Raw genomic sequence first — 18,020 nt, forward strand, 5'->3', positions numbered from 1 at the left:
GTTGTGCAACCATGCCCCATCCGATAGGTTCCGCGCTCGCCCGTCCCGCCGATTCCAGCCAAATAACCGAATGCTAGGCCGTCCCAAATTCGTTCTTGCTTCCGGCTCGCCGCGGCGGCTGGCGCTGCTCAACCAGGCCGGCATCGAGCCTGATGCGCTGCGCCCGGCCGATGTCGACGAGACCCCGCGGCGGGGCGAGCTGCCGCGCGCCTGCGCCAACCGCCTGGCGCGCGCCAAGGCCGATGCGGCGCTGAAATCGGTGCATCTCGATGACGATCTGCGCGGCTCCTTCATCGTCGCGGCCGACACCGTGGTCGCGGTCGGCCGCCGCATCCTGCCCAAGGCCAATCTGGTCGACGAGGCGGCGCAGTGCCTGCGGCTGTTGTCCGGCCGCAACCACCGCGTCTACACCGCGATCTGCGTGGTGACGCCGCGCGAGGCGTTCCGCCAGCGCCTGGTCGAGACCCGCGTCCGCTTCAAGCGGCTCAGCGAGGACGACATCCAGGCCTATATCGGCTCCGGCGAATGGCGCGGCAAGGCCGGCGGCTATGCGGTGCAGGGCATCGCCGGCTCCTTCGTGGTCAAGATGGTCGGCTCCTACACCAACGTCGTCGGCCTGCCGCTCTACGAGACCGTGACCCTGCTCGGCGGCGAAGGCTTTCCGATCCGCCACGGCTGGCTCAACGCCGTCGCGGTGTAGGATCGCAATATTCGTTCGGCATCGGTGGTGCACCTCTCCCCTTGTGGGAGAGGTCGAATCGCATCGCAGATGCGATTCGGGTGAGGGGTTTGTCTCCGCGGATAGAGACCCCTCATCCGGCGCGGATTTCATCCGCGCCACCTTCTCCCACAAGGGGAGAAGGGCAGAGGAACCGGCGGCCGCGCCCGATCGCGGGGGCGCGTTGCCAAAACTCGAAAAACAACCCCATGCAAAGTAGCCGGGCGGCGCTCGACCCGGCCACTTGACACGTCGGGCAACTCAGCGGTAATATTCCAATATTCCGAAATCGTGCAGGCACCCATCGCCACCCGCAAGCGGGAAGGAGGCAGCGCGGAACGCGCGGCGGCCTTCTTCATTGCCAATTGATGTAACCTGCGTGCCGCCATGACCGACCAAGCCGAAAAACCGCAAAACCCGCCGCGGCGCTGCCCGATCTGCGGCAAGCCTGTCGAGCAGGCGTTCCGCCCGTTCTGCTCGCCGCGCTGCCGCGACGTCGACCTGAACCGCTGGCTGAGCGGCTCCTACGTCGTCCCCGGCCGCGAGGACGACGACGAGGATCCGGACTAACGCATTTGCGAAGCCGATACCGCGCCATGCGCTGTCCGGTCGCCGCGCCGGATTGATTTCGCCGCCACCGGCCGCCACACTCGCTGCAACAGCATGACCCGAGACAATCGGGCGATGCGTGGAGGAGAACACCCATGCTGACCCGCCGCCATCTCGTCGGCCTCGCCGTCATCGCCGCGCCCGCAATCCTGAGTTCGCGCGCGCGGGCGGCGGACTGGCCGGCAAAACCGGTGCGGATCGTGGTGCCGTTCACGCCGGGCGGCTCGACCGATATCACCGCGCGCCTGGTCGGCAACCGCCTGCAGGAGGTCTGGGGCCAGACCGTCGTGGTCGAGAACAAGCCGGGCGCCGGCGGCAACATCGCCGCCGACCTGGTCGCGCATTCGGAGGCCGACGGTTACACCGTCTTCATCGTCGGGCCCGGCATGGCCACCAACCCGTTTCTCTATCCGTCGCTGAGCTACGACCCGGTCAATGATTTCGCGCCGGTGACGATGCTGATCACCCAGCCCAATCTGATGTGCGTGCCGAACTCCTCGCCGGCGACGTCGGTGCAGGCGTTCATCGCCCATTGCAACGCCAACCGCGGCAAGGTGACCTACGCTTCGTCGGGCAACGGCACCACGCTGCATCTGAGCGGCGAGCTGTTCAAGCGGCTCGCCAGGGTGGAGATGACACATATCCCCTATCGGGGCGGCGCGCCGGCCATCAACGACCTGATCCCGGGCCGCGTCGACGTCATTTTCGACAACATGCCCTCGATCCTGTCGCATGTGCAGGCCGGCCATGTGCGGGCGCTCGCGGTGACGACGAAGCAGCGCGTCGCCCTGGTGCCTGAGATCCCGACGCTGGATGAGTCCGGCGTACCCGGCTTCGACGTGTTTTCCTGGTTCGGCTTCTTCGTGCCCGCCAAAACCCCGCCGGAGGTGATCGCCAAGATCAACGCCGACACCAACGCCGCGCTGGTGCATCCGCCGGTGAAGACCCGCTTCGAGCAGCTCGGCGCCAGCCCGAAGGGCTCGACCCCGGCGGAACTGGCCGCGTTCCTGAAATCGGAGACCGACAAATGGGGCCCGGTCATCCGCGACGCCAGGATCAAGCTGGAAAACTGAGGAAAGAAGCGATCGCCGCGATCAGCCGACCACAGGGATCATCGCCTCGTTGGTCGGGCAATTGCTTCTGACCGCGTGAAATAACTTCATTCTTTCAATATGTTAATTGTAGTATCGAGGCCGGGCTTGCCACGCCGAAGCCAACGGCGAAGGCGGGTGGACACAACGCTTCGACCTCTCTATAAACCGCCCGCTCGCTTCGGCTTTTCGGCCGCTCGCGACATGCCCAGGTAGCTCAGTTGGTAGAGCATGCGACTGAAAATCGCAGTGTCGGTGGTTCGATTCCGCCCCTGGGCACCACCCAACAATTTGAGCTAATTCGAGAAATTCTCTCGGCGCCTCTCCAGACATTTTCCGCCCAATCTTTGTTGCAACCTGATTGCAACCCCAGCCCGAAAAAGGTGCATTGGCGCCCCCCGTGCCGCAACAGCGCGTCCCTATACGCTGAATAGCTTGTCGAAAACGGCCCGCGCGCCGGCCCTTCCGGCGCGAACCCGCGCTGGCGCGCATGCCAAAACCAGCCAGCGCCGTCCTTGCCGAAAGTTTCGAGTGTCCGGTCAGCATAGAACACTTCGATGCTGCGACCCATCACTGGATCGACATCGAAGAACGGCGCGTGCTTTTGGTGCTGACGATCGACGCTGGACGTTGTCATGCCGCCACCTCCGACGGCGCAGCAAGGGCCAAGCCGCGCAGGAAGTCGGCGGCGGCTTGCGCCTTGCTGCACGCCGTGAGGAAAGCGCGCGTGTCGGCCTTCAGCAGGCCAATCCATTTTTCGATATAGCCGGCGTGGCGCAGATCGCCGTCAATCGAGAATTCGGCGCATAGAAAGGCTGAACAGAGTTCGGCAACCAATTCCTCTGCAGCGTAAGCCTTCTCGCCGAAGCGGTGGCGCAGATCACGTGCCAGCCGCGACTTGTGACCGGTCCAATGACCAAGCTCATGAAACGCGGTCGAATAGAAGTGAGCAGCATTCTTGAAAGCCTCGAACCGCGGCAGGCTGATGAAGTCGGCGCCGGGCAGGTAGTAGGCTTCGCCGAAGCCCTCCCGTACGCTGGCGCCGATGCACGCCAGAAATTCATCGATCGCGGCGGAGCGCTCCTCGCAGTTGCGCGGCTTTACGGCACCTGGCGCCACGATCCTCGTAGGAAGGTTTTCGCACTGGTCCAGGTTAAAGACCGTGTACTCTCGCAGCATCGGCACGATACGCGTTACGACGTCATCGTCCGCGCCCTTGTCGCGGGCCTGCAGCTGTTTGACAAAATACACCTTCGTGCCGCGTTCGCCCTTGCGCACGTGGCCGCCCAAGTCCAACGCCTGCTTGAACGTGAGAAAGCGCGGCGTGCGATAGCCTGCCGCTTGCGCCATCCACAACAGAACGACGTTGCACCCCGAGTACGGGCGATTGGTCACCGCGTTGCACGGGGTGTTCGCGCCAGGTGTTGCCGACCATGGTTTGATCCAAGGAGCAGCGCCGGCTTCAAGCTCGGCAACGATGCGTGCCGAGACTTCCGCATAGAGGTCGCGTTTCATGAAGGTATCCGATGGCTGTGACTGATGCGACCGGTCGGTCGCTCGTTACAGCCGCGTCGGGTCCTCACGGCGCGGGCATCAAAATTTTACCCCCCCCGGGGTACATGGACAGGCCCGGGGCCTCGCGCGCGCCGAGACGTGTGCCGCGCAGATGGGGCTCCTGAAAGGGAAATCGTTAACGGATAGTTAAAGGAGGGGGCGAGCGGCTCGCCTGAACGCCGCGGCGAAGGCACAATCGCGTCAATCGCGCGGAAAAGCTCCCCTGGCGAGACGATAAGTGTGTCTGTAAGTTTGGCCAGCGAGGCCAAGGTCGGGTTTGCCGTGCTGATTCTTCTGGCGTCCACGAGCTCCTGCCGTATCCTTCGCTTCGGCCAAGCCTTTTGCGATACTCCTCGTTCTCGCCGCAACCGCCGTAGATTTCGCGCCGGGACGTGCTGCGCCGACTGAGAATCTCGCTCTCACGGGCCGTCGATCACTCCTTGGCCTCAGCCCAGCGATTAAAGGTACCCATTCAGCTTGCTGAGATTGTCAGTTCGGCTTCGGCCGCCTCAGAGTCGGTCTCCACTTCGTCTTCCTTCTCTGCAGCGGTTGTGCCGCGGAGGGCGGCATGTCCGGTTGCCTTCTCGATAAGGGCAAGCAGACGCTCCTGCCGATCTGCCATGAAAACATCGAACTGATCTGCTCTGAGTAGCGATGGATTAATTAGGTGAGAGTGCAAATACCCGTCCAGGTTTTGCGCCGGAATCGGCGGGCTGTCGTTATCGCCGTGCTCCAATTTGGAAAGATAAAGAGAGGGCGCCGCTCCGCCAATTATGCGATTAGTCCGATATGCGAGCGGCGTCTTATTGATAACTGAATCGTATACGGCCGGTTTGATCCTTCGATCTTCGCACCATTTCTTTGGGAAGATGTGGTGGATGTCTACGTTTTCACCGAAAAAGACAATGTGATCGAATTTTTGTCCGGACCGAAAATCTTCTGCGCCGGCCTTCATCAACAACGCGTTGACCCCTTTATAAGCAGCCGAGAGACGCATACGCATTGTCTTAAGCCGCTCAGCGCGGAAGGTCGCATCACTGATCGTGGTGGGTAGTGGTCCACCCTTTAGCCATAGCGGCACCTCCAAGAAATCGCGCGCGATCCGAGACTCTACAGCGGAACCATACAGCTCACCGAAAACGCCGTTCCAGTACCATTGCACCAGCTTTGCTCGATTGGCCTCATGCTCCCAAGCTTCGCCAATATCAGCCAGAATTGCCGCTAAGGGAATGATCTGCGTCTGGTAGGGCAAATCAAAAACCCGGTAGATGTGCAGGATGTGCAGAAATTTGGCCGCCCGCACGAATCCTTCCTCAACCTGACTTTGATATTTCTTGTACGCGTCGAGAGGGAGATTTAGGAGGGCGTTCCGATTGCCTGACACTGCCGGCAACTCCTTGCCGCGTTTACCTAGCGCTTCTGCCTCGCGTCTCCTCTCGCGCGTATGAAACAGAGAGATAGCGTGAAGGAAATCGGTGTTAGAAACGTCCGCAATGATGCCGGTCTCGTGGCCGGCCGGCCTTAGACTCTCTTTAAAGCGATGCTGTCGTCCGAGTTCGCCATCCTTGCCATACCAGTCGCGACGCAACTCATAGCCATCGGCTGCATACATTGCGGTGACTAACTCGAATGCATCTAGCGCCTTCCCGCCGGTGTTCACTTTCTCGAACACTACGCAGACGGCCTCCTTTGACGTACCGGACCCTAGCGCGATCACCGGGACTTGGTAATGAATGAAATTATCGAGGATACCGTCCTTGAATTGGCGGAGTATGTCCCACTTCGATTTTGGAAACTCACCTTCCTTCATAAAGTGTTCGATGAACTGCTTCTGCCACTCGTCCCAGTTGAACGCCATTGAGACTGGGTACATTAGGTGCTCAAATTCCTTCTCCCTGGTGCTGAGATCGAGGACTATCTTGCGCCCGAAGTCTTCAGCGATTTTGCCATCCTCTCCCACCGCAACTATTGCTTCGTCCCGCTCCACGGTTGGATCGAGCGCTTTGCTGATGTCGATATAGAAGACGCGTTTGACACGCTTTTTCTTCGCAGTGATGGTTTCCACCACTTTCCCTCGAAGCGATACCTGATACAGCGAGGTCATTCGCTGCTGCCCATCAAGCAGCAATGCCTCGGGTCGGGTTGCGATCGCATTGGGTGGCGCCCCCTCGATAGACCGGGGTTTGAAATCAACTACTCCTCCAGTCTCGAGCGTCATCAACGCGCCAATAGGGAATCCGCGTGAAATCGACGAAATCAAACTTTTGATCCGATCTTCGTCCCACACCCAGCTTCTCTGAAAGTCGGGCAGCTGGAGGAGCCCGCTTTCGCACTTCTTCAATAGCTCCTGCAAGCTATAAGGATTTGTTTTGAACGATGAGACTGCCATTATTAGCCACCTTTTATAGTCTGTCAGACTGAGGACCTCGACCCAGTCCGATAACTTGTCTACGCCAACGACCAAAACTCGTTGATCTTTCTAGCGTCTCTCAAGCGTTATCGGATCAAGCACGCTCCTTAAGTCCGCGGCCCCGAAACACAGATGGTAAGCCCAATTCCCGAAACGCCCGTCATTGCTAACCGCGCGACACCAGCGCTCGGCCGCCGCTTTCTTAATCGCCGCATCGCCGAGCTGGCCCTTGATCTCGACTAGTAGACGCCCGCCATTCTCTAATTCCACGACGAAGTCTGGCAGGTACTTCCGAGGCGTGCCATCCTTGCGGTACGGGATCACGAGGCCGAGCCGATCGTTCTTAACCCATGCATCCACTGCGGGGTGCGAGCCTAGCAGGTCTGCCGCCTGGCGTTCCCAATCGGAGTCAAAAACTGCAGCATTAAGGTGGCAACGCTGCACATCATGCAGTTCTTTGCCGGTGTGGAAGTTCACGACCCGGGTTGACCGCACCCCCGCAGCTCCAGGCGCGAACACGGCCTTTTCCTGACTGGCTCCGCCGCCGTCGACTGACTCCATCGCGTTGATCATCATCGCGATCGCTTTTCCAAAATAGGGATTAATCGCCAGGTCTTGCTTGGTACGAGACCCAACCGATGCAACATGTTCGTCGATGAAGTGATTGGCGGCATCGAGCGTCTGTGGAAATAGACGATGCATCGGTATCGCAGCGCCTCGATCTTCCTGCCACTTGCGGGCTAGAACCTTGGCCAGTTCGAACGCCACCTGCTGAACCCGTACCCCTCTCCGCCACTCGTCTAGGTTGACGCGCACAGGTGCGCCGGGCCCGTACGCAATTAAGCGGCCGTCGGCCGCTGCGAGACCGCGGAGAAGGACGTCGTCCGGAACGTCCTCCGGATCCAGCACCAGTTCACCCACACGATCCCAGTTTACCTTTACCTGTACAATGCCTGGGTCTTGATAACCCTCGACGACAGGAAATTCGATCTCGTACTCGGAATTTTCCGGCACGGCGTAAACGTGATTGGCTGGCGGGGAGGGCGGCTGCGGCTTGCCTCCTTCCACCTTGAACGGGATCAGCTCGAACGGTACGCCGAAAATCTGCGCCGTCTCCTCGGTGAATAGTCCGCTTTTAGTATCCACAGCGTAGGACGTCCGCCGCAAGGCGCGGCCCACAACCTGCTCGCAGAGCAATTGAGAGCCGAAGGGCCGCAGCCCTACAACGTGCGTCACTGTAGTTGCATCCCATCCTTCGGACAGCATCGACACCGAGATGATGCAGCGTACATCCCGACCGGGCGGAACTTCCGAGTGGATTACACCGAGGCCGTTGCCCTCGTCCTCTAGCGCCTTGCGATTGTTTCGTTCGACAATGGCTGCATACTCCTCAGGCACTTTGCGGCCAGGCCACTCGACCTTGCCGATCGTTTCAAGCACAAACCGTAACCGCCGCGTCTCATCGCTGGTGCCACCGGAAGCGATGTCCTCTCCAATTTTGCTGTCGATCCGGACAGTCATCTCACTGCCGGATGCGTTACGGAACTCTGGTACGCCTGCCCCATATTGCGCATCGCCCTCGGCCAGCCAGGCGTACAAGGCCTTCGCGATCGTTGTGTCCTTGCAGACGATGATAAAAACGGGAGGGACGTCATGCCGGCGGTTGCCTTGGCGAAAGTGGTCCTTCCATTTCGCGAGCGTCTCGCGCCAGCTCGCCGCTAGGGTGACAATGGGCGCAGTGGCATAGCGCATCACTTCGGTCGCTGTGACTGGGCCGATGAGCCCATCATTCTGCGCCTGCCGTTGCACCCAGCGCCAGACATTAAAGTAGCGCGGCACTTCCTCGCCCGATCCATCTTCAGTCGGCAGTTGGGGCACCTTGACGAGGCCCGCCTCGATCGCCTCAAGCAGGCTGAAGTCGGAGATCACCCAAGGAAAGGGCTTGCCTACCTCATTACCGCTGCCCTGAATGTAGAACGGTGTTGCCGAGAGGTCCACGCATAGTCGAATCCCGTTGCCGCGCCCCCCAAGGACCTTGTTTATTCGATCCAATCCCTCGATCCAAACGGTAGCCTCTCGAGCGTTGGCCTCCGTGATCTCGTCCTCCTCGCCGTAAGGGTCGCCGTCCTCCAACGCCCCGCGTCGGTAGGCGTGGTGGGCCTCGTCATTCAACACAAGGATGGCCGAACCGCGGCCCTTGCGCCCACCCAAAACGCGCCTCAGGAAAGCGGCGTCGCTTTCCCGGTACTGCGTCTCCCTCACGGTGAAGGCCTTGGGCGTGCCGTCACGCCTGTTTTCCACGGCCACGATTTCAAATGCACCGACGGTCGCCTGATGGTGGATCTGATCTGCCGTAGCAGTGGCTGTGACCTTGATTGTGCGGATCTTCTCTACGGCCTGCCCGCGCTTCACGACTCGAGCACCTTGACCATTCACATCGCGTGTCTCGCGGCGCTCGAGGTTGTGCCAATTGGTGACGAACACCTCACCGCGGCGCAGCTCCGTCATTCGATGTGCAGGCACCAGCTCGCGTGTGCGATACAATGACAGTTCGTCGCGCTCTGGGTTCAATTCCTGTAGCCGGTCACGGATCGTTACGTTTGGGCAGACGATTAGCACCGTATCGGAGTAAGCTGGGTTCTGCGGGTCAGCCACCTTGTTGAGAATAGACCACGCAGCGAGCATGCCCATGACCGTAGTCTTACCCGAACCGGTTGCCATCTTGAGTGCATAACGTTGGAAAGCCCTGTAGCCGGCGTCTTTTGCGGCTGGGCCGGGTTCATCCATTGGAACGTGAATACCCTGGAGCAGATCGGGCGGACCCTCCACCAAAAAGATCAACGTCTCCGCTGCCTCGAGCTGTGCGAAGAATAGTCGCTGCTCGCGGTCCGGCTCGCGCCAATGTGCGATCAGCTCGTGCGTGATCTTTGTAGCCCCTTGGTATTCGCGCTCACGCCACTCCTTTACGCGCGTGCGTAGTAGGTTAGCGAGATCGAGCAGGTACTCATCACCCTTGAGGTCCTCGTTGAACAGCTCCGCCTGATCGGTAGCGCGACGGCCGCGGGCAGCACGCTCGGGCACGCGGAGGAAATAGCTCGCCTGCCGCCGACCCGGCTCTTTCCGCGGTTGATGGGCTTCCTCGATGTGCCAGTGCTGTTTCGGCTCCTCGTAGGGCGTGTTGATGATCGGGTTGGCGACTGCATTGATCTGCGTGGTCACAGTGTCACTCCACCACGTCGAGCACGCGCATGATTTCGTTGCCGCGCTCATCAATTACCTTCACCGCTACACGCCGGCGTTCACCGAGCGCGAACGGCTCGCTAACAGTGCCGGCGAGGTGCAACCAGACCGAGTCGTCGAACTTGGCCTTCAGCGAGCGCTGCAGGTTGTCCCAGGCGCTGGTCTTGGGAAAGAACACCTGACTGGCGTAGAAGCACAGGTTGTCGTAGTCCGTATCTAGCATCCAGCAGGGCACGTGCTCGCCCCCCAAAGATTCGGTTTCCATGGAGTCGGGATCGAACAAGTCCAGACCCTCGAGCTCCACCTCGTAAAGTGGCTGCCCCTCGGGTCCCTTCTTCCTCGCGCGGCGCACCGTTACATCCGGCAAACCAGTGACCGAGAAGATCTCCGAGCCGCGCGTGGTCTTCAGCAGGTCCGACATTGCTACATCGGGTGTCACTGTCACATAGGCAGCGGGGATGCGCAGCTTTTTGTCATCCTCGATCATGGCGCGGGCGCCCGGCTCGATGGCGAAGCCGAAGAAGTACAGTCGGTCGTACTTCAGGTAGTGCGCCTCTCGCCCGGCCTCGTAGACAAGACTGGCGGACACTGCACCGTCCGCCGGACCGAAGACTATGGCTACTCGCTTCTCGCCTTCCTTGCCCTCGGCGTGTAGATATTCGGTATCTATGGTGCGTCGAATACCTTGAAGCGTTAGCTCGCGGTTGCCGGGCAGGCGGAGTGTCTTCGACTGCCGCAGCAGTTCGGTCATACGCTGGATGTGGGTCGAGACGTCACCATCCGCCGCCGTGCTGTCGCCCGCCGTCTCGAGGGGCTGTACCGGCGCGATTGTGGCCTCAACGACGAAGGGGCCGGCTACGCGCGTGACGCCCGGTGCCTCCTCCGGTCTGTCGACCAGCACTTCAGTCGACGGCGGTTCGTTGTTCGCGATTGACTTGAGCGTGATGTGCGGTACCAAACCGCCAATTTCCTCACCCTTACGGTTCTGCTTGCGCTCGTACACGAAACCACCGGCCGGTCCGGCCTGCGGTGACTTGAGCTTATAGTAAGGGAACGTTGCGGTCAGAAGGCGCTGACGTGCCAGGGCAAGGGGCACACGCGAAGTGTCGATTGTGATCCATCGACGGCCCCACTGTTCGGCCACGTAGGCGGTAGTGCCCGAGCCGCAGGTGGGATCGACGACCAGATCTCCCGGATCTGTCGTCATAAGCATGCAGCGTTGGATCACCTTATAGGACGTCTGAACGACGTAAATTGGGTTTGGATCCCCGTGAATGTCATCCCAAAAGTTTGATATTCCAACGTAAGGCCAGTCGTCCCAAAACACGACACCACCCAGCGAAGCACCTCCGCCGTCGAAAACTCGGCCCTTCGCAGCAAGGCGGTGCATCGCTACTTTCGGATCGTACGTCCAGTGTCTGTTGCGTCCACAGCTGAATGTCTTTCCGTTCCATTCAAACGCAACACTTCGTTCGTTCTCATCCTGACTAACCAGCGGATAATTCACACGAGCCCAACGCCACCCCTCAGATAGTAGCCTCTCGACCTCAATATCATCGATCGCTGTGATGCGCTTCATTTCTCCAGATGGAGAAATCAGGGTATTGAACTTAGGATCGTCTTCGGGTCGATTGCGCTTTGCAAAAAGCGGGCGAACCTTCAAACGTTTTGCGTCCTTCGCGTACCACAAAAGATAGTCGTTCACCGGATCCGTTGGTGTAGTCGCGCTCTTTTTCTTGAAGGGAATAGTCACCACGGCGTTCGCAGGCCGAAAGATGTCATCAAGTAGCTGGCGAACAACGTGAACATTGTCGTCTGAAATCTGAACAAAAATGCTGCCCGTATCACTGAGCAGTTCGTGCGCAAGAAGTAACCGATCTCGCAAATAGGTCAGGTACGAATGCAGCCCAAGTTCCCACGTGTCGCGGTACGCCTTCACCATTTCTGGCTCGCGCGTCATGTCGTCATCCCCGCCGTGCTTCACTTCTCGTTTGCGGACGAAAGGCTGGAAATTGGAGCCGAACTTCACGCCGTAAGGTGGGTCGATGTAGATCATCTGTACTTGCCCACCGAGACTTTCGAACTCGAGCAGCGAATTCATCACCGCAAGCGAGTCGCCGAGGATCATCCGGTTCTGCCAGGGCCCCTTGTGCTCATAAGCCTCGAGGTTCTCGCGGATGTCCATTCCAGCGTCGCCGAACAGGTCCAGCGTCTGACCACGAGCCTTCCGGTGGCGAATACCGTCGAGGACCGCTCTCGTCGAATGCCGCTCGTGGACGAAGAGCGGTACGGTTGGAATCCGGATCTCCTGCCGCTCTGCCTTTCCGGCCCAGTTGAGGAAAGGTTGGCCGATCTGCTGCAGCACTTGTGCAGCCTCGATCACCCCCTTCACACGCACGCCGCCACCTTTCCAAACCTGCGCCTCAGCGAACACGTTCGCCTCGCCCTCTCTCGCGACACGGAGGATTAATCCAAGTAACCATTCGCCGAGTTCGCGCTCTCGCTGCTCATCCCACGAGAGCGCCGGATCGAGCGAACTGTCATAACGGTAGGCCTTAGGTGGCTTCTTCGTCTGGAATTGATCCTGCACGCCGGCATCGGGGCGTTGGACGGCGAGATCCGCATGACGGTATTCTGACGCCAAATCGGACATGCTTGGCTGCGCCGCTGCGCTGAGCGTTGTCGCATTTGGAATTGGTAAGCCTCGTCCGCCTGCCTGCAGTAGCCGCTCCACGAGTTCTTCCTTGTTGCCGCGGGTCGGCTGCTCGAGCTCGGCAAGAGTTGCACGAAGCTGCGCAACGGTCATTTGAGCGATGATTAGTTCCGGTTTGGCGCGTTTTGAGCTGGCCAGCCCGCCAAGCATCGCCTCACTTGAGCGTCGATCGGCATCAATCTCGAGCTCGGCGCAGAGATTCTTCAGTTGCTCGGTTTCTAAGGTGCCCAACAAGGCCTGCTTGAGATTCATCTCGCCCCTCGTATTGTACTTCTTCAGTTACTGATCGCAGCCGAGCAAAGGCGGCGGTAGTCGCACTGGCCGCAGCTTTGCCCCCGAGGCTTCGCAGGCAGGTCGTTGCTCCGCAACGCAGTGGCCGCTGTTCGCACATCGCGTTTGACGTCTGCAATAAAGTCGTCGTCTACCGAGCGGCGCTTTTGCTTCTGGTCATCGAGTTCGTAGATCTCAACATAGTCCGCAGACCGGCCCGTGAGCTCCTGGTAGCCGAGCGCGTAGATGTGAAGCTGAGTCTCTGTCACCATTTCGGTCTGGGCGCGGTCGTTGGATTTCAAGTCAACGATCGTCACTTCGCCAGTATCGATCCGGCGCACCAGATCGATGCGACCCGCTACTGATACGCCATCGCCAAGGGCGATCTCGATCGCCTTCTCCGAGAACTCGAGGTTATTGAATTGGGCGGCGTTCTTACGAATGTAGCTTTCAACGACGTGCCGCGCGGCCTGCTCCAGCTTCTCGCGGAGGGCAGGGTATGCATAGGGCGCTCGGAGGTGCCGCTGTACGAGCGCGGTGGCCTCATCGGGTTCGATCGCCTCACCACGCAATGCACGGGCGTGAATTTCGGCCAAAGCGTCGTGCAGCGATTTCCCGAATCCCAGCGCCTCGTCGAGCGGGGCGTTGAATCCGTACAGAATGCGAAGCTTAAATTGGTACGGGCACTCGAAGAAATACTTCAGGTCCGAAAACGACAGCGTGACGTTGGCCACTGACGACTTTGGTTGCGGATCGAGCCGTTTGCGCTCGCCATAATCAGGGGGGCGGCGCTTGACGTACTTCGAGGCGAGCACTTCGTTGTAAAAATCTGAGGGCGCGCGAGCCGCCTGATTACTGGCATGCGGCGCCCAGCTCATATGCAGAAACTTCTGTGCCCGGGTTACCGCCACGTAAAACAGGCGACGTTCGTCATCAAGCCCACCTTTGTACCGGGCGGCGTTGTCGAAGGCTGCTTCTGGGATGAGATGCCACGCGGTGCGACCCCCGGCGGCGCGGGAAGGAAAGCGGTTGCGCACCAGCTGTGGGATGAAAACGACCGGCCACTGAAGCCCCTTCGATTGATGGACCGTCATAATCCGAACTGCATCGGGGCTGACGAATGCGTTGTCCTGCCAGCCCTCCGGATAGGAGCTCTCCGCGTGATGGCGCAAAAAGCCAGCGAAGCTTGTGTATTTCTCGACGGGCGCCGAACGGAAGTGAATACTTTCGAAATCCGAAATCGCCTGGCTGAACTTGCCCAAATTGTAGAAGACCACTTCGCCACGGCCACCGGGAACGCGCTCCTCGCGGAGGCCCGCGTTCTCGATGAATGCGATGAACTGGCGCTGCAAGTTATAGACCTTGAACTGGCCGACGTCGGCTTGCTTCATTTCTTGCCGGGCAGTAACCGCAGCAGCTACTGCACGGTCCAACGCATCGGAACTGACGCCAAGGTCGGCTTTTTGCCAGGCTGCGCGAAGCGTTGGTTCGTCGATCTCGTCGGCAAGGAAATAGAAGAGCTGGCGCGCGGCTTCGGCTTCGTCCGTTTGAAACAGGTCATCCATACCGGTGATGACGTACGGGACGCCGGCTTTTTCCAGGGCTGACATGATCGGTTCGCCGTCACGCCGCACTGAGCGCAGCAGGATGGCCATATCGGACCAGGAGATCCCGCGGTTGCCGCCATCTTCGCGAATTGCAACGCCCCGCAGAGCAACGCACGTACGAGCGATATGCTGCGCTTCCTCCTCCGGAGAGTCGAAGGATAGCGCAGTGATGTCGCTTGGTTCGTACGCCTGAGCGCCAGTGGTCTTCATCTCCTTGGGAAGTCGACGCAGCACCTGCCTAATAAAATCTCGGGCGACAGCCACGACGCCTTCGCTCGAACGGAAGTTCTCCTCAAGGCGGACTTGCGTCGCGCCGGGGTAGCGACCTTCGAAACTTAGTATGTTGCGGACGTCGCTGCCGCGCCACTGGTAGATCGTCTGGTCATCATCGCCGACCACGCAGATGCCTGCACCTAGCCGGTGCAGTTCCTCGACTACGCTCTCCTGGACCGGATTGACGTCTTGGTACTCGTCAACGATGACGTGCCTGATACGAGCCGACAGCCTCTCGCGCAGGCTTTGATTACCCGTGAGCTCGGCAACGGCTTCCTTGAGGATGCTCGAATAGTCCAAATAACCACGGTCATGCAGTAGCTGCTGGTAGTTGGGAAGCTGCACTAGAATCGTATTCCCCTCGAGACGATCGGACGCTATCGGCCGGTCTTCCCGCAAAATGTTCAGAGCGGTGATGAAGTGGCGGGTGTCGATGTAGCGCTTCAACGGTTGTCCGGTGAGCGTCGTGCCTTGGGTGAGACCGGACCCCTTCGAATGACGATCGACAAACAACGTCTGCTGCACCTCGTTCAGCACTTCGTATTTCAGGTATTTCGGGCTTTCGCTCTTGAGGAGTTCGAGGCAGAAGGCGTGTATCGTCCCAACGAACATCTCCGCCATGCCAGGGATGTCACCGAGTGCCTCGCGAGTTCGGGTGACGATGCGCTCCTTCAGTTCAGCCGCAGCCTTGTCCGTAAATGTAAACGCGATGATATTGCGGGGCAAAAGCGCTTGCGGCCCAGCAGGCCTAAGCAACTGCACGACGCGCTGGGCTACGACTTCCGTCTTGCCGGAGCCTGCGCACGCGATTAGCTGAAGATTTCGACCGTCATACGTGACGGCCTTGTCCTGAGTGACCGTAAGTTTCACGTGATCCTACCTGACGTTCCCCCGGCCGGCTTAACCGGCGATAGCGCCCCCATTTCTTATCTGGGGGGCGCCTCAATTTGCGATTGCCGTGCGAATTCCCGATTCAGGCGGACGAATGGTAGCTACAAACCCGTTGATAATTCAATGTAAATTCCCTTGTGAAGCAGGTCGATCATCTCCCAATGATGGTTCGGGCGCAAGTGCTCCGAAATGCCAATGCGCGCTATGCGGGCGGTCGCGGGGCTGATTTTGCTCCGGCTTCTTCCCCGGTTGTGCCGATCGATGTGACACCTGCTGGTGTTAAAGCACCGCCTCGGAAATCTCCCGCTTGGCTAGTGATGGCTTTCCGTGTCTACATCCGGACGCGTGGGCGAGAGGTCGAACGACGTTAATTTTGTTTCGGCTTCGTACATGGGGATCGTTTCCAGTTTGCGGCGAGCAACATTGGCGTTGTCATAGGCCAGTTCAGCTGTAAATGGCGACTGAGTGGACGATTGCAGTTCGGCAGAGATTCGTCGGGGGTAATGAAGTTCGTCATTTGGCGAATAGTCGGGCGCCGTTAGGTGCCCTAAATCGCAGCGGGCGGGCAATGATCCGGGCGACTACGGATATCGATTGGCGCTACCTATAGGGCCGTTGCATGGAGGGGGCCGGGGCATGATAGATGTGTACGGATCCCTAGGGGGCAAAAATTGGACTTGATTACTAGTGCCGGAATCCTGGTCCGGAATGTCGTGCTGGCTGCCGCAAGCCTGCTGCGCCAGGATTTCGTGCCGGGGCTTGTTAGTCTTGCCCTGATGATCGTCCTCGTCTTCTGTGCCTTGCGATTTGTTCTCAGTATGCGGAGCCGCGTGGTTGCGCTGAACCGCGTAGCCAAAGAGATCACAAGTCATAGGACGGCGGCGGAGCTAAGTGCCCGAATTACAGATGTAGATAGGAATATTGCGCGCTTCGGCACCTCTGGAGCCAAAGCGCGGGTGGCTGCCGCCTGGCGGGAATTCCGCGAGACTCTCGTTCCGCACGAAGAGGCTGGGCAGGTGATTCTACGAAATTCCGTGCGTCCTTCCGCCTTCTTCAATATCGAAGACTTGGGGTTTTCAGCGGGCTTCTGGCGTTACGTGCCAAGCCTGTTCGTTTCCGTTGGATTGTTGCTGACATTTTTGGGTCTTGTCGCGGCTCTTCAATCAATCGTGCCCGCCAAGGGCGAGGTCATCGGTAACGACCAGCTCAGCATCCTGCTTTCCGTTGCATCGGCGAAGTTTATCATGTCGCTGACGGGACTGCTTTGTTCGATCCTGTTCACTCTGGTGCTGCGCATCGGCACTGTTCGGGCCGAGGCAGCATCCCATAATCTTGCGAATGAGATTGAAGGCCGTCTCTCGTTTATCAGCCTGGAATACCTAGCAATCGAGCAACTGTCGGCCGTTCGCGAGCAGCGGGAGCATTTTCGTCGTATCGGTTTGGAGCTGGTTGCTGAACTGGGTCGACCGTTGCGTGAGGATATTCCTCGCGCCATTTCAAGCGGCATTGAAACGGCCATGGCGCCGTTGCTCGCACAAGTAGGCAAGGCGGGCACCGAGGGAGTCGGGGCGCTGGTACAGGATCTTTCTTCCCGCTTCACGAGCGACGTAAGCCAAGCCCTCAGCGCGGCAAGTAGCCGGCTTTCGGAGGCGGGCGACCGCATCGCCCAACTCTCGGAGCGGATGGACAGCAGCTCGACCCGCGTAGGGCAGGAGCTAGATAGCGCGGTGTCGCGAATCGCGAAGTCGATGGAGGGTATTCAAAGCACATTGATCCAGTCGGCGGAAAACACAGGCAGCGTATTTAGCGAAGGCGCCGAGAAGTTGTTGACGGTAATGAACCGCACGCTTGAAAGCATTCAGGAAAACACGTCCACTGGCGCCCAGGCGCTCAGTTCGGCCGCCGCCGATCTCAAGCAGGCGGGAGAGACATTCCGTCATCAGATGGATGAGGCGGCACGGGGTGGTGGCGATGTGGCCCGCGCGCGGATCGAAGAAGCTGGGGTTCGCATCGCCGGATTGACGGGCGAACTGACTTCGCAGGTCGGTCAGCAGCTGATGTCCCCGCTCGTTGAAATCGCTGCTCGGATGCAAGAGGTTGCAAACCAGGTAGCGGGAGCGAGCACCGATTTCCGAAAATTGTCGGACGGCGTTCGATCCGGAGCGGATGCGACGATCGAGGCAGCTGGTGCGTTCCGGTCAGCTTCGCGGGATCTCGTTGACGCCTCCTCACCTGTGCGGGAAACGACAGAGCGGATGGAAGGCTCGCTGCGTCAGTTATCCGATCTAAGCCGGAATGTAGCAAGTACTGTAACGAGATCCGCCGAAGCGACGGCTCGAAGCGCTGCGGACGCGCTTGCGGCCGCCCAGGTTGTCCTCACGAATAAAGCACAGGCAGTCGAAGCTACGCTGGACGGAATCTCCGTCATGCTTGATCGTCTCAGAGGTCAAGGCGATCGTATCGACGACATTGATGTAAAGCTGGGCAAAGCGTTCGATGCGTATACACGCCAGGTCGCCGGCGCGGTGGACGGCATGCGGCACCACGTTCAGGAGTTGCAGGAAAGGCTAGCTCCAGCGTTGGATACATTGCAGATCATTGTCGATCAGGCCGAGCAGTTTGCTCCGCAGTCCGTGAGGTAGCC

At 59.5% G+C, this 18,020-nt stretch carries 9 protein-coding genes and 1 tRNA gene; 5 read left to right on the forward strand and 5 right to left on the reverse strand.

Going from position 1 to position 18,020, the window contains the following annotated elements; all coding sequences use genetic code 11:
* Window positions 1-70: 70 nt before the first annotated feature.
* The 4 genes from XH93_RS05085 to XH93_RS05100 all read left to right on the forward strand — a co-directional run bounded on the left by XH93_RS05085 (window position 71) and on the right by XH93_RS05100 (window position 2,700).
* Window positions 71-700, forward strand: coding sequence for a Maf-like protein (locus XH93_RS05085; RefSeq protein ID WP_139486892.1), 630 nt, complete (start codon window positions 71-73; stop codon window positions 698-700).
* Between the two features lie 405 nt (window positions 701-1,105).
* A complete protein-coding gene (gene yacG, locus XH93_RS05090) occupies window positions 1,106-1,288 on the forward strand; it encodes a DNA gyrase inhibitor YacG (protein WP_139486893.1) in 183 nt (60 codons plus the stop codon).
* A 134-nt stretch (window positions 1,289-1,422) separates the two neighbouring features.
* On the forward strand, window positions 1,423-2,400 hold the full coding sequence (locus XH93_RS05095; protein WP_194472675.1) for a tripartite tricarboxylate transporter substrate binding protein: 978 nt from the start codon (window positions 1,423-1,425) through the stop codon (window positions 2,398-2,400).
* 224 nt (window positions 2,401-2,624) lie between these two features.
* Window positions 2,625-2,700 (forward strand) — tRNA-Phe (locus XH93_RS05100).
* Window positions 2,701-3,051: 351 nt separating this feature from the next.
* Here XH93_RS05100 and XH93_RS05105 read toward each other — a convergent pair.
* The 5 genes from XH93_RS05105 to XH93_RS05125 all read right to left on the reverse strand — a co-directional run bounded on the left by XH93_RS05105 (window position 3,052) and on the right by XH93_RS05125 (window position 15,355).
* On the reverse strand, window positions 3,052-3,933 hold the full coding sequence (locus XH93_RS05105; protein ID WP_194472676.1) for an ArdC family protein: 882 nt from the start codon (window positions 3,931-3,933) through the stop codon (window positions 3,052-3,054).
* Window positions 3,934-4,444: 511 nt separating this feature from the next.
* A complete protein-coding gene (locus XH93_RS05110; RefSeq protein WP_194472677.1) occupies window positions 4,445-6,361 on the reverse strand; it encodes a DUF262 domain-containing protein in 1,917 nt (638 codons plus the stop codon).
* A 90-nt stretch (window positions 6,362-6,451) separates the two neighbouring features.
* Window positions 6,452-9,601: a BPTD_3080 family restriction endonuclease gene (locus XH93_RS05115; RefSeq protein ID WP_210340440.1), complete on the reverse strand. Its 3,150-nt coding sequence runs from the start codon at window positions 9,599-9,601 to the stop codon at window positions 6,452-6,454.
* Window positions 9,602-9,605: 4 nt separating this feature from the next.
* A complete protein-coding gene (locus XH93_RS05120) occupies window positions 9,606-12,587 on the reverse strand; it encodes a DNA methyltransferase (RefSeq protein WP_210340441.1) in 2,982 nt (993 codons plus the stop codon).
* A gap of 23 nt (window positions 12,588-12,610) precedes the next feature.
* Window positions 12,611-15,355, reverse strand: a complete 2,745-nt coding sequence (locus tag XH93_RS05125) for an ATP-dependent DNA helicase (protein WP_194472679.1) — start codon at window positions 15,353-15,355, stop codon at window positions 12,611-12,613.
* 692 nt (window positions 15,356-16,047) lie between these two features.
* Between XH93_RS05125 and XH93_RS05130 the strand changes: the two genes are divergently transcribed.
* The gene (locus XH93_RS05130) at window positions 16,048-18,018 is read left to right on the forward strand and encodes a hypothetical protein (RefSeq protein ID WP_194472680.1); all 1,971 of its coding nucleotides are present in this window, start codon (window positions 16,048-16,050) and stop codon (window positions 18,016-18,018) included.
* Window positions 18,019-18,020 lie beyond the last annotated feature (2 nt).

The organism is Bradyrhizobium sp. CCBAU 51753 (assembly GCF_015291565.1).
Lineage (GTDB): Bacteria > Pseudomonadota > Alphaproteobacteria > Rhizobiales > Xanthobacteraceae > Bradyrhizobium > Bradyrhizobium ivorense.

Excerpts from the sequence above, each read along its gene's own strand:
- XH93_RS05110 (WP_194472677.1), bottom strand. The coding sequence starts at position 6,361 with ATGGCAGTCTCATCGTTCAAAACAAATCCTTATAGCTTGCAGGAGCTA.
- XH93_RS05105 (WP_194472676.1), bottom strand. The coding sequence starts at position 3,933 with ATGAAACGCGACCTCTATGCGGAAGTCTCGGCACGCATCGTTGCCGAG.
- XH93_RS05095 (WP_194472675.1), top strand. The coding sequence starts at position 1,423 with ATGCTGACCCGCCGCCATCTCGTCGGCCTCGCCGTCATCGCCGCGCCC.
- yacG (WP_139486893.1), top strand. The coding sequence starts at position 1,106 with ATGACCGACCAAGCCGAAAAACCGCAAAACCCGCCGCGGCGCTGCCCG.
- XH93_RS05085 (WP_139486892.1), top strand. The coding sequence starts at position 71 with ATGCTAGGCCGTCCCAAATTCGTTCTTGCTTCCGGCTCGCCGCGGCGG.
- XH93_RS05120 (WP_210340441.1), bottom strand. The coding sequence starts at position 12,587 with ATGAATCTCAAGCAGGCCTTGTTGGGCACCTTAGAAACCGAGCAACTG.